At 37.8% G+C, this 13,966-nt stretch carries 6 protein-coding genes; 3 read left to right on the forward strand and 3 right to left on the reverse strand.

Annotated features, from left to right (window positions below; genetic code table 11):
* The first annotated feature begins 124 nt into the window (after positions 1–124).
* From AB674_RS15455 to AB674_RS15465, 3 genes are all read left to right on the forward strand, one after another.
* Positions 125–1,087, forward strand: a complete 963-nt coding sequence (locus tag AB674_RS15455) for an ornithine cyclodeaminase family protein (protein WP_047778039.1) — start codon at positions 125–127, stop codon at positions 1,085–1,087.
* 469 nt (positions 1,088–1,556) lie between these two features.
* Entirely contained in the window at positions 1,557–2,624 is a 1,068-nt protein-coding gene (locus tag AB674_RS15460) for a proline racemase family protein (RefSeq protein WP_047778040.1), read from the forward strand.
* A 58-nt stretch (positions 2,625–2,682) separates the two neighbouring features.
* Complete coding sequence (locus AB674_RS15465) at positions 2,683–3,894, forward strand: M24 family metallopeptidase (RefSeq protein ID WP_047778041.1); 1,212 nt, start codon at positions 2,683–2,685, stop codon at positions 3,892–3,894.
* An 853-nt stretch (positions 3,895–4,747) separates the two neighbouring features.
* Here AB674_RS15465 and AB674_RS21950 read toward each other — a convergent pair.
* The 3 genes from AB674_RS21950 to AB674_RS15485 all read right to left on the reverse strand — a co-directional run bounded on the left by AB674_RS21950 (position 4,748) and on the right by AB674_RS15485 (position 13,704).
* On the reverse strand, positions 4,748–8,596 hold the full coding sequence (locus tag AB674_RS21950; RefSeq protein ID WP_053004294.1) for a M43 family zinc metalloprotease: 3,849 nt from the start codon (positions 8,594–8,596) through the stop codon (positions 4,748–4,750).
* 453 nt (positions 8,597–9,049) lie between these two features.
* Positions 9,050–10,507: a SusD/RagB family nutrient-binding outer membrane lipoprotein gene (locus tag AB674_RS15480; RefSeq protein ID WP_047778044.1), complete on the reverse strand. Its 1,458-nt coding sequence runs from the start codon at positions 10,505–10,507 to the stop codon at positions 9,050–9,052.
* Positions 10,508–10,521: 14 nt separating this feature from the next.
* Positions 10,522–13,704, reverse strand: a complete 3,183-nt coding sequence (locus tag AB674_RS15485) for a SusC/RagA family TonB-linked outer membrane protein (RefSeq protein WP_240478096.1) — start codon at positions 13,702–13,704, stop codon at positions 10,522–10,524.
* Positions 13,705–13,966: the final 262 nt, after the last annotated feature.

Consider the following 13,966-nt stretch of genomic DNA (forward strand, 5'->3'; position numbering starts at 1 on the left):
TTACTGTCATTGTCAAATCAGAACCAATACTATATTATCCCTTAATTGTAATATTTTATCTGATTCCGGATAAAATATAGTTATCCTGAAATAAAGTTTTAATTTTAATCTAAAACTGATCCAAATGACCACAATTCCCTTTATATCCGACTCCTTTATAGCTGAAAATTGCGACTATAAAACCTTGGTAGAAGTCTTGCTAAAAGGTTTTTCTAATACCGAAATCGAAGTTCCGATGCGACACCACCATGACTTTCCAAATCCGGAAGAAAAAGTAGATTCGACCTTATTATTAATGCCCGCTTTTCATCCGGGGAATGATCTGGGTGTAAAAATTGTAACGGTAAGTCCAAATAATGGTAATCACAATTTACCATCCATTCAGGGAATTTATGTTTATCTGGATGCTCATTTAGGTCATGTGAAAGCCATATTAGAAGCAAAAGCTTTAACAGCAGCCCGAACAGCAGCAGTTTCTGCATTAGCCAGCAGTTATCTTTCACGAACAGATGCCAGCACTTTATTTATGATTGGAACAGGCGCTTTGGCGACCAATTTGATTCGGGCACATGCGAGTGTCCGACCTATAACAAAAGTGTATGTTTGGGGGAGAAATCCAGCTAAAGCAAAACTCGTTTGTGACTCCTTAAAAGAATATCCTTTTACCTGTGAAACGGTTGATTCTATTGAAAATACTATTCCAAAAGCAGTTATTATTTCCTGCGCTACTTTGTCAAAGACCCCTTTGGTTTTTGGAGAATGGTTACAAGAAGGACAACATTTGGATTTGGTAGGAGCTTACAAAAAAGATATGCGCGAGGCAGACGATACTGCCATTTCAAGGGCCTCCGTTTTTATTGACACTTATCAGGGTGGATTAAAAGAAAGCGGAGATATTGTAATTCCGTTACAGACTAATGTTATTAAAGTGAGCGACATTAAAGCTGATTTATTCGAATTGTGTTCCGGTACCAAAAAAGGCAGAACGACCGACCGCGAAATTACTTTCTTTAAATCTGTTGGGCATGCGTTAGAAGATCTGGTGGCGGCTGCGCATTTTTATGAGAAATACAGTAATGCAAAATAGCACACGGATTTAGCGGGTTCAGCGGATTTGGCTGATTTTTTTTAAATGAAATTATAAAGAATCTGCTACCCGAGCGATAGCGAACAGGCGAAGCAAATCTGTTGGGCATGCGTTAGAAGATCTAGTTGCAACGGCGCATTTCTATCAGGAATTCAACGCATTAAAATAAAATAGCACGCAGATTTAGCAGATTTGGCGGATTTTTTTTAAATGAAATTATAAAGAATCTGCTAAATCTGCGTGAGAAAAAGAAAAATTGAAACAATAACTACTTTTTACACCAAATCGAAAAGAGTTAAATAGAACCAGACTATCAAAATAATTAGATAATCTGTGCGAATCTTTTTAATCTGTGGAAAAAAATAATTCATCCCAATCCGTAAAATTCGTAGCAAAAAAACTTGACCCAAAAGTAACACACTACAAGCAAATAATATAAAACACTATTAAAGACAAATAAACAGCCACAATGAAAAAAACCTATCAAACTATTTTAAAAAACAACACTTATACTATACCCGAAAATTGTCTCGCCATTAAAACCATAGACATGCATACCGGTGGAGAACCGCTTCGTGTGATTATCGATGGTTTCCCTGAATTAAAAGGAAATTCTGTTTTAGAATATCGCAGGTATATCAAAGAACATTATGATTATTTACGTACGGCTTTAATGTTTGAACCCAGAGGTCATGCCGATATGTACGGTTGCATCCTCCTCCCTCCCAACGATGACGAAGCTGATTTCGGAATCCTCTTTATGCACAACGAAGGGTACAGTACGATGTGCGGACATGCCATAATTGCGATCACAACCCTAGCTGTAAAAATGAATTGGATCACTTTAAAAGAAGGCGAAAATGAATTAAAAATCGATGCTCCTTGTGGCAGAATTCACTCCTATGCCACAATAAAAGACGGAGAGCTGACTGGAGTTCACTTTCATTGTGTCCCGAGTTTTGTGGTAGGTTTAGACCGCGTTGTTTCTGTTCCTACTATTGGCGAAGTTACTTATGATTTGGCTTATGGAGGAGCCTTTTACGCTTATGTTGATCTTCGTAAAAACAAAAATATAAATCTTACTCTGACACCCGAAGACAATCGCATGATTATTCAGACCGGAAGAGCTATCAAACATGCGGTAATGGCACAAGACAACGAAATACTACATCCGTTTGAAGATGATTTAAGTTTTTTATATGGTACCATTTTTATAGATACCTCTTTGGAAGCGCAAAATCATAGTCGAAATGTTTGCGTTTTTGCTGAAGGTGAAGTAGATCGTTCGCCAACGGGTTCGGGTGTTTCGGGAAGAATTGCTATCGAAAAGGCAAGAAATCAGATCAAAAAAGGACAGGAAATTAGTATTGAAAGCATAACAAATAGTATTTTTAAGGGTTCCCTTGTTGACGAATTGGACTTCGGTAAATTCAAAGCCGTAATTCCTCAAGTAGAAGGAACGGCCTACATTACGGGAACAAATACTTTTATCATTGATCCAAATGATCCAATGAAAAACGGGTTTATTTTACGCTAATATTAAAAACAATATAGAAGTACACCACTTTATAACTAACTTAAAAAAAGACAAACAAATGACAATTGGAGTTGGCGGTTCAACCGCAAGTATCGAACTAGACAAAATACAAAACATGACCACAAATGTTCAGCCGATTGCGATCGCTGAATATCAATTACGTCTTAAAAAAGCCGTTCTTCTAATGAAAGAACAAAACTGCAAAGTGCTTTATTTACATGCCGGAACCAACTTATACTATTATACCGGAACCAAATGGAATCCTTCTGAACGAATGGTTGGTGCTTTACTTTTTGAAGATGAAAGCATCGAATACATCGTTCCAAAATTTGAAGAAGGTACTTTTAAAACCTTTATGCAAGTGGAAGGCCATTTAAACTTCTGGGAAGAACATGAAACCCCTTGTTTGTTATTTGGCGCTATTTTACAAAAGAAAAACATCTCTACCGGAACAATCGCTTTAGATGAATCAGCTTCTTATTTTCAAGTTGACAGTATTATCAAAGCAAATCCGGACTATACTTTTATAAATGCACAACCAATAACTGCTGGCTGCCGCATGCACAAATCAGCGGCTGAAATTGCTATAATTCAACAGGCAAAAGAGATTACAATGGTCGTTCAAAAAGCAGCTGCCCGTATTTTGTATCCGGGAATTGAAGCGGCTACTGTTGTAGATTTTGTCAATAAAGCTCATATCAAAGCCGGAATAACCTCAGGTTCGTATTTCTGTATCGTTCTTTTTGGAGAGGATTCGCAATACCCGCATGGCGTTACTGCTCCACAGAATTTAAAAGATAATGATATTGTTTTAATTGATACGGGCTGTCGCTTAGAAGGATATCTTTCCGACATCACACGTACCTACGTATACGGGACTCCAACCGAAGCTCACATAAAAATATGGAACTTAGAAAAAGCCACTCAAAAAGCAGCTTTTGATGCCGCACAAATTGGTGCTACTTGCGGCGCTGTAGACGATGCCGCCCGAAAAGTATTAGCCGAAGCAGGACTAAGCGGTGATTACCAAATCCCGGGTTTACCCCATCGTGTAGGTCATGGTACGGGATTGGACATCCATGAATATCCGTATTTAGTTCGAGGAAATCAAACCCTTTTGCAAGAAGGCATGGTCGTTAGTAACGAGCCTATGATCTGTATTCCCGGTCAATTTGGTATTCGTCATGAAGATCATTTTTACATGACAGCAAGCGGTCCTAAATGGTTTACGACTCCTATGGAATCTATTGATAATCCGTTTGGGGTTTAGGGGGAGGGATTGTTTCAGGTTTCAAGTTTCAGGTTTCAGTCTCGGTCCCGGTCTCAGTCTCAGTTAGTAAAACTGAAGGTTTCGTAAGACGTTTCGACTTCTGTCAGCCTGACAATTGGGGGTTTCCGTCTTAGTTATTTTTGTGTCACCCTGAGCGGAGTCGAAGGCTGGTTTGTTGAGAGGGGCTTCGACTTCGCTCAGCCTGACATTTTGGGTTAAAGTCTCCGTTTTCAGTATCAGTCTCAGTTAGTAAAACTGAAGATTTCGTAAGACGTTTCGACTTCGGTTAGCCTGGCAATTGGGGGTTTCAGTCTTAGTTTTTTTTGTGTCACCCTGAGCGGAGTCGAAGGCTGGTTTGTTGAGAAGGGCTTCGACTTCGCTCAGCCTGACATTTTGGGTTAAGGTCTCCGTTTTCAGTATCAGTTTACCTTTCACATTTAACTTGAAACCTGAAACTTGAAACAAAAAAACTTTCCGTTCTACAAGAAAAAAGGGTTGTCTCAAAATATGAAACAACCCTTTTATTAGTTTCAGGTTTCAAGTTTCAGGTTTTAGTCTCAGTTACTAAAACTGAAGAGTTCGTAAGACGTTTCGACTTCGCTCAGCCTGACAGTTTAGGGTTTTCGTCTTGTTTTTTTGTGTCACCCTGAGCGGAGTCGAAGGCTGGTTTGTTGAGAGGGGCTTCGACTTCGCTCAGCCTGACATTTTGGGTTAAAGTCTCCGTTTTCAGTATCAGTTTATCTTTCACATTTAACTTGAAACCTGAAACAAAAAAAAACTTTCCATTCTACAAGAAAAAAGGGTTGTCTCAAAATATGAAACAACCCTTTTTATTATTAACTAACCAATATAACTACTCAACTAATAACTTTTTCTTTTCGATAAAGTTTCCGTCTGTTGCTACTACAATGTAAACCCCTTTTCTTAGCGTATTAACAGAATAAGAAGTAGTATTTCGTACTATATCAATCAAGTTACCGGTGCTGTTGTAAATCGTTATTTTAACTTTAGTAACATCAATATTTGTAAAATTAAAATTCACTACATCAGAGGCCGGGTTTGGATACAATGTAAATGATCTGGTTGTATCCATTTGTTGTGGTCCTGAACTGGCGGTTTGCAGGTCAATCGTGTGAGAAGGACTCCAATCACTAAATGCTGTTCCGTTTATAGAACGAACTCTGAATTCATAAACCGTTTGAGTACCTTGTTTTGGAATCCACAAATAATAAGTAGCAGAACTTCCTGCTGAAGTCCAGCCTGTTGCGCTATTTAATTGTACTTCGTAAGATGCCGCCTCCGGTTTTGTATCCCAAGAAGCGTAGAAGCCTGATGAGTAAACACCTGAATTGGTAAGATTTGTTGGTACTGGTAAAGTTCCTGGGTTAGGAACCACAATTGTTCCTGATGTAACCGTATAATCTTCTACCTCACCATCTCCAATGTTTCCACAAGCGGTCGTTGGATTGGAATTGTATTTCATTACAACACGCATACGAGTAGTACCTGTAAAGGCAACCGGAGTAAAACTTCCTGTTACTGTGGTTTTTGCAGAAAGGTTGTTTATCACTTTTTCAGAAGCTTCAAACTGATTGTTTTTGTTGTAATCGATCCAAACACCCCAATATTCTGTATAAGAAGTACTGGAGAATCCAGGAGTCAAACTAACATTCATACTTGCATTTGTCGTTAGCGTAATCACTTTTGAAGTATGATCTGCATAACCTGCCGCATCTTTTCCGGTAGTATTCGTAAAAGTTCCAACTGCTACTGTATTGATGTATTCATACCCGTTTGCTGCCTGTGCAGCACAGAATGCAGTATTTGGAATCGTAGCCGATACCACATTTGAATAAGAAGAATAAACCGCTACAGCTTTTGCTCTAACTCTGTATTTATAAGTACTACCAGCTGTTAAACCTGTATTGGTATAAGTAATTACTGTGCTGGCTAAAGTTGCAATTTCAGCATAAACATCATCTGAACCTGCTCTTTCTACTACAACATTGGTAGCATTTGTAGCATTGTTTGTCCAGCTAAGTTGTGCCTCTAAATTTGTTGCATTGACTGTTGCTGTTAAATTTGACGGAGCCAAAACGGTAACTCCCGTCTGTGTTCCTGCTTGTATAGATTCACCAGGTTTTGTATTGTAGGCATGATCCAGAACAGTATATCCTACTCCACCCGCTTCTACTTTTATATGAAGCCATCCATAGCAAGTACGTCCTCTGCTTTTATACTCAAAACCAACATATCCTGTTTTATTATCCCAATTTGTATACGTTGCAGTTCTCAAATCTAATTGATCCGGATAAGAACTTCCCGGAGTAACAAAATTACTGGAAGCTCCAATAGTAGTTCCTTCTGCTATAAAAGAAATATTTCTTGTCCCAGTTTCACCAACTAATCTTTTTCCATAAGTTTCAATTTTTAAAGCTGCTGCTGCAAACTGCCATGCACCATACTCCGTATTGTCCCCTATACCTAAATTAAAATAATCCCATGTCGCTGCAGCTGATGCTACATAATCCGGATTGTTTACATAAAATACGCCATAAGGTGCATCAAATTTCAGATTTATTGTTTTTGCAGCATTGTCTAGAGTCACAATTCCACCGGTAATTGCAGCATCTTTAAAAGTAACTACCACAGCCGCATCATTAGCAGGAAGGTGTGCAGTAGCTTTTCCTGTAAAAGTAAGTGCCGTTTTAGAATTACTCTGAAGTGTCAGTACTGCTGTTAATCCAGCTGGTACTCCTGTAATTGTATAATGTGTTCCAACTGTAAATGTTCCGCTGCTTTTTGTAAATGTTCCGTTATTGGTTGATAACGAAATCACAGTACTTGTACTTAGAGCACCATCATTTACTTCCGATTCATATAAAGTACCTTCTGATAAAACTACAGCTGTTTTAGCCGTCATACCAGTATAAATTGGCGTATTCGGTTGTGTGTTATAAGCATATTCAGAAATGGTATAACCGTCTCCGTTAGCTGTAACAGTAACTTTAAACCATCCGTAACACGTTAGACCATCCATTAAATAGTCAAAACCTACATAACCAGATTTTCCATCCCAAGCAGTATAAGCGGCAGTTCTCAAATCAAGTTGATTCGGGTATGCACCTGGAGCGGTCATATTACTTGTTGGACCAACAGCAGTATTTGCTCCTAGTAAAGAGATATTTCTGGAACCCGTTTCGCAGACTAATTTCTTATCGTATGTTTCAATTTTTAAAGCATTAGCAGCAAATCTCCAGCCTCCAAATGCAGGATCATCACCTTTGGCTATTTCGAAATACTTCCAGCCTAATGAGGCCGAAACGGTAACATCCGGCATGTCTACAAAAAATACTCCGTACGGATCTGAAAATCTAAAATTAAAGAACAAAGAAGTACAAGACAAATTAGTAGTTCCACCAACAAAAGCAGCCGGTAAAAAAGTAATACCACCTGAAGTGTTATTTGCCAATGCGTGATTTGTTGCTTTTCCTGTTAAGGTAACCGTTACCTGATTGTTTGAATTTACAGTAAGCACCGGAGTTATTCCGGCTGGGAAAGTATGTGTGAAATGTGTTCCCGCCGTCATTGTCCCTGAACTAATGGCGAAGGTTTTTGCACCGCTCAAAGTTACTGCAGACGAAGTTGTAAAAGAACCATCATTTACAATTGCTTCTTTAAAGGAAGTTGCAGAAGCCACTAATGCACTTCCTGTTACATTTACACCTGTATCAATTAGGTTTTGAGGTTGCCATAAAGATTTACGTGAAGCATGTTCTAAAGCAGCAAGCATTCTGCTGATCTGTCCCTGCGTATACATTTTATAACAGCCCTGAGCTCCGTTATATCCCATATAATTTTCGAAGTTTACTTTGCCACCACCGCAATTTGTACCCGGAGTACAGGCTAAAGTATGATTTCCGTCTTCTGCCGGTGTATCATCTACTTCGTCTGTTCCCGAACAACCACCGTCAAAAGTGTGAATTAGATTCAGGAAATGACCAAATTCGTGCGTTAAGGTTGCAGAGAATTCTTTGTTGGTGGAGTTATCATACAAATAAGCCCCATTAAAAACAACACGGGCTGTATTATTGGCCGTCATACCCGAATCCGGATACCAGGCAACTCCTGAGTTATTTAGAGCACCATCATTATACAAATCATTTTGAATGTAAATGTTCATATATTTAGTGTTGTCCCAAGCATCAGCAGCGATTTGGTCGTCATAACCACCACCGTTTCCATAACCGTTTTTTGCTGCGTGAAAAACAACTCCTGTTGTACAACCACCGTTAGGGTCTTTTTTTGCTAACTTGAATTCGATATTCAAAGTTCCTCTTCGGGCTTGGAAGAACGATTCTACCGTTTGATAATCGGCATTTCTTCCATTAAAATCATCATTTAGTTGTGCCAGATGATTTACAATTTTTTCATAAGTAACGGTTTTTCCACTTTGAACGTCTCCATAAATATGGAATACCACTGGTATGGTATAAGTAGTAACTGCTGCTTTTGAAGTTTTAGATTTTTGCTGTAAAGCAAACTTTTTGGTAAAAGCATCAAAATCTTTTTTCTCTTGAAGTGCACTTGGATTATTCCGGTACATTTTAGCATTTTCTTCGGTCGTCCGACAAGGTAAACCTTGAGCTCCAACTTTCAACAAACTGAAAATCAGAAAGAACAATAGTAATTTAAATTTCATTCTTATTTGGGTTTTAATTAGTAATGACCAAATTTAGTCCTAGACGTAATTTTATTTTGATACTATTTTAGTAAGAATTAATACATAATTAACAACTTATTAACTTTAAAAAAACGTACTACGAAAAAATAATCTAAAATTTCTATCAATACATCTGTTATTTTTACCAAAAAACAACATAATCATCACAAATACTCTTAATAAACCAGCCTTCGACTTCGCTCAGGGTGACATAAAAAAAACCGAGATACTCTCCAAAAAAAAATGTCAGGCTGAGCGAAGTCGAAGCCCTTCTCAACAAACCAGCCTTCGACTCCGCTCAGGGTGACACAAAAACAACCAAGACTAAAACTCCCTAAACTGTCAGGCTGAGCGAAGCCGAAGCCCCCCATAAAAAAAACCGTCTCCACAATGGGAGACGGCTTCAAAAAACAAATAAAACTAACTCAAAAATTAAAATTTGTCCCAGAAAATTTTGGTGGTCATTAAATCTCCACCTATAGCAGCTGATGCCGCTTCGTAATTTGCTTTGTTAAGCGTTTTGTCTGAAGTGGAATAAATATTTCTTACCGGAACCTTGCCTTCCGCTTCAGCCACAGCCGATACGGGAGCAGTTAGTATTGGAAAATCTAAACGTCTGTATTCTGTCCAGGCTTCAAAACCACGGTTGTAATAAGCGATCCAAAGTTGGTAGGCGATTTTTTGTTTGTCTGTACCGGTTGCTGTTGCAAATGCAACGTCAGGTCTGGCCAGATACGTTTGCATATCGGTACTGGCAACTCCCCAAAATTTCATGCTTGCTTCTATACCCTTAGTATAATATTCTTCGGCTGTTCCTCCAACATTAAAACCTCTGTTAGCAGCATCGGCTAATAAAAAACAAGTTTCAGTGTAATCAAACAATACACCCGGATTGGTTTTTAACTTTAATCTTTTACCCGTGTTTGTAAAATTGGAATAATTAACTTGCTGTGCATAAGGAGCACCTTTGTATTCTCCGGCTATTTTTGAATCCGGGTTAAAAAAGAAATCACGTCTTGGATCTGATTTCGCATTTAATTCATCTGCAAAAAAAGCGGAGATAATGATTTGACTTTCATTCACCAAACTATCATAAAGCGGATTCATATCTGTATTCGTAGAATAATACTGAAACAAGGCTGTTTGAGTTTCATTACTCATTACTCCTGAACTGTAAGCACTTTCTACCATAGCTTTTGCTTTTGTCGGTTCTACATCAGCAAGATGCAATCCCATTTTAAGTTTTACGCTATTGGCTAAAGTCTTCCATTGACCAACATTGCCTTTGAATACCAAATCAGCAGCGCCGAAACTTCCATTTGCAGCATCCATATTTGCTATAGCAACATCTAATCGAGCTGCTAAATCCAGGTATACGGTTTTAGCATCATCATATTTAGGATAAGGAAATGCTTTTACATTAAGCGCTTCTGAATAGGCAACATTTCCAAACAAATCAACAAGTGTTTGGTAAGCCATTACGATTTGTACGTCCAGTATGGCAATGTTATTTTTTTTAACTGCTTCTTCAATTGGGCCTAAAGCCTGCGCTTCTCTAATTTGAATTTGAGCATTCGCCAAATCCTGCAATACATCTCTGTACAGCAATATCGCGTGTGAACTTCCTAAATTTCTTTTTGCCTGATTGTAGTTGGCTTCATCTGTATAAGTTGACGTAGACCAGTGCTGTGCGTAGGCTCTGAAATTATTAGAATTCACAGAAGCGTTAGTTAAAAAATAGGCATAATTTACCTGAGCATTCGTCATCAAAGCGGCAGGTACCACTTTGGTATAGGCTTTTTGATCAACGTTTAAATCGTCTAAGTTGTCACATGAAACTATTGAAAGTAAAACAGCTCCTGCAAAAAATATTGTTTTTATAATTCTCATATCGTTATCTTTTTTTAGAATTGAACTTTCAATGTAAAACTGTACTCTTTTGTAGTTGGCAATACACCAGTCTGGAATCCTTGCAAGTTACCTGAAGACATCCCTGCTTCCGGATCTGCATAAGGCAAGTTTTTACTGATAATCCAAAGATTACTTCCATTCAAAGCAAAAACCATATTGTTAATGAAGGTGCTTTTCAGTAATTTTTTTGGAAATTTATAGCTTATTCCAACCTCACGAAGTTTCACATAAGAAGCATCGTATACATATTCCTGTTGTGGCATTGAGTTGTAAAAATAGTATCCGTCAGTACCTGTTATACTTGCCACTACATTGTTTGGAGTTCCATCTGCTTTTACTCCTTCTAATAAAATTCCACCACCATTAGCAACCGGTTCACGTTGTGGAACTCCTAAATGGTTATTGCTTACTGTGCTTTCGTAAATACCTGTAGTATGTCCGTATTGCTGATCCAGAGAATATACGTCTCCTCCTTTTTTAACATCAATTAAAAAGTTGAAAGCGATATTTTTATAAGTCAAAACGTTATTAAAACCTCCGATCCAATCCGGATTTACATTACCAATAACTACTCCTGCTGATTGTAAATATCTTCCGTTTGAACGAATGATTTTCTGCCCGTCCAAATACGTATATCCGGAACCTACCAACTGTCCAACTGGCTTACCTACTTCAGCTACATAACTTACCCCCTGGAATCCTCCTAACGAAATCCTGTCAGGTCCTCCCAAAGAAATTACTTCATTTTTATTGGTAGACCAGTTTACTGTAGTTTGCCATGTGAAGTTGTCTGTTTTTATTGGAGTCGCATTCAAAGACACTTCAAATCCTTTGTTTTGCACATCACCAGCATTTATCCATGCTCTGGTATAACCTGTTTGAGTTGGTGTTTCAATAGAAAGAATCTGGTTTGTCGTATTCGTTTTGTAGTACGAAAAGTCAAGTCCTACTCTGTTTTTGAAAAATTTAAGCTCAACACCAGCTTCAACTCCTTTTGTTAATTCACTTTTTAAATCCGAATTACTTTTGTTATTGTCTGTAGAAAAACGCGATGCTCCTCCAAAATTGTTATTTTTAGGATACACAGCAGTTGTTACTCCAAAAGGGGCATCATTACCGGTTTCAGCATAATTCAAACGCAATTTCCCAAAAGACAACCAATCTGTTTTAAGGTGATTACTAAAAATGTACGTTGCCGTTACCGACGGATAAGTATAAACACTATTGTCTTTTGGCAAAGTCGAAGATTGATCTACTCTATACGTTCCTTCTAAAAAGTAAGTATCATAGAAATTAAAGTTAGCGGTTGAATAAATACTATTTGTTCCTTTCGTTTCCATCATTTCATCCGGACTATTAATCGCATCAACCGAATTGTCCAAGGCATAAATTCCGGGAACTACCAATCCTCCGTTTGTTACTGCAAAAATGGAAGTATTGATCGAACGTCTTGAGTTAGCACCCAACATACCCGTGAAATTAATCCCGTCAACGATTCTGGCTTTGAAGTTCATTATTAAATCTAAATTGATCTCTCTGAACGTTTTGTCATATCTGGAATATTCTCCTAATCCGTTTGGCGTTCTTTTTGAACCAACAGCCACACGTTCTTCCTGCAATTGGTGGTAATAATCTACTGCACCTCTTCCCATAATATCGAACCAATTGGTGATATCTGTTTTGATCACTACATTTCCAAAGAAACGGTCTCTTACTAATGAATTGTAGTTCTGATATCTTTGAAAATAAGGGTTATCATGAAATTGTACATTTAAATTCTCCGGTGAACCAACATTCCACGTTGTATTTCTTCCAGTTAAATTGTAGGCGTCTTCAAGATCCTTAAAATCAACACTGGTCGAATACCATTGTCTCACACTACTCAAATAGTTGTTTCCACCATCTCCATAACCAGTTTCATTCATTCCTTTAGCATATGATTTCAAGTAATTTGCTGTGGCTGAAACTTTAGTTCTGTCGCTAATTTTATAACTTCCGGAAAAGTTGAAATTGTCTTTTCTGTTCTCACTATTTGGTAAAATTCCCTGATTCTGATTGTAGTTGCTGTAACCAAATCTAAAATCTCCACCTTCATTCGCTCCCGAAACAGCAATACTATTAATAAAGGTCACGCTATTTTGATAAAAACTATTTGGGTTGTTTTTTACTGCTGTCCAAGGTGTCGCTTTTCCGTAAGTTGGCAACTCAGGGTAAAACGAATTCCAATTGTACACCAATAATGACGGATCAAATCTTGGTCCCCATGACGCATCATCAGTTGCGGTGTATGGATGAGTTCCACTGCCTAAATCAGTCGTGCCGTAAAAATCACCATAACCACTTCCGTATTGGTTTTGATATTTTGGCAATGTCTTTTTATCCACAACTCCAATATTTACGCCTGAACTAAAGTTTATTCCTAAACCTCCTTTAGATTTACTTCCTTTTTTAAGCGTTACAATAATAACCCCATTTGAGGCTCTTGATCCGTACAATGCTGTTGCAGCAGCACCTTTTAAAACGTTCATGTTTTCAATATCATCGGGATTAATATCCGAAGCGGCATTTCCGTAATCGTATCCACCTTTGTTACCACCCGATATTTGATCGTTTGTATTGGTATTGTCATTATTCAATATAATTCCATCCACAACCCACAATGCCTGATTGCTCTGTGTCAATGAAGTCGTACCACGAATCACAACATTGGTAGATCCTCCAATATTATTGTTTCTTCTGATTTCTACTCCGGCAATTTTTCCCGAAATATTATTAGAAACGTTACCCGTATTCACTTTCGTAAGTTCTTCACCGCTTACCTCCTGAGTGGCATAACCTAAAGATTTTTTCTCTCTTTTAATACCCAATGCCGTTACTACAATTTCCTGTAATTGCATCGATCCTGAAGACATTTTTACGTTTAAATTTTTATCAGTTGCTATAACTTCTTGCGACTGCATCCCAATATAACTGAATATAATAACAGCATTTCCCTCTGCTTTTATTGAGTATCTACCGTCAAAATCAGTCTGAGTTCCTGTTTTTGTTCCTCTCACTAATACGCCGACACCCGGTAATGGCATTCCTGTATTATCTGAGACAATTCCCGACACAACCCGCTCCTGCGCGAACGTAAGTTGAGCTACAAGCACAAAGAAGAGCATTGTAACTTTCATAAAATTAATTTTAAATTTCATATTATGGTTTTATAATTAGTATTGGCAAATGTTTTGCTTTTTAGCTAATTTTTATGATAATATATTATCGCAAAAGCGGCTTATATTACCCGATAAGTGTAAATTTTACAATTTTAGAAGTATTATCTTACCATTGTGAAATAGGGTGATTGTTAGTGTTTATTGGAATGAGAGAATGAGAGAATGAGAGAATGAGAGAATGAGAGAATGAGAGAATGAGAGAATGAGAGAATGAGAGAAT

This window comes from Flavobacterium sp. ABG (genome assembly GCF_001027725.1).
In the GTDB taxonomy this organism is placed as follows: domain Bacteria; phylum Bacteroidota; class Bacteroidia; order Flavobacteriales; family Flavobacteriaceae; genus Flavobacterium; species Flavobacterium cupriresistens.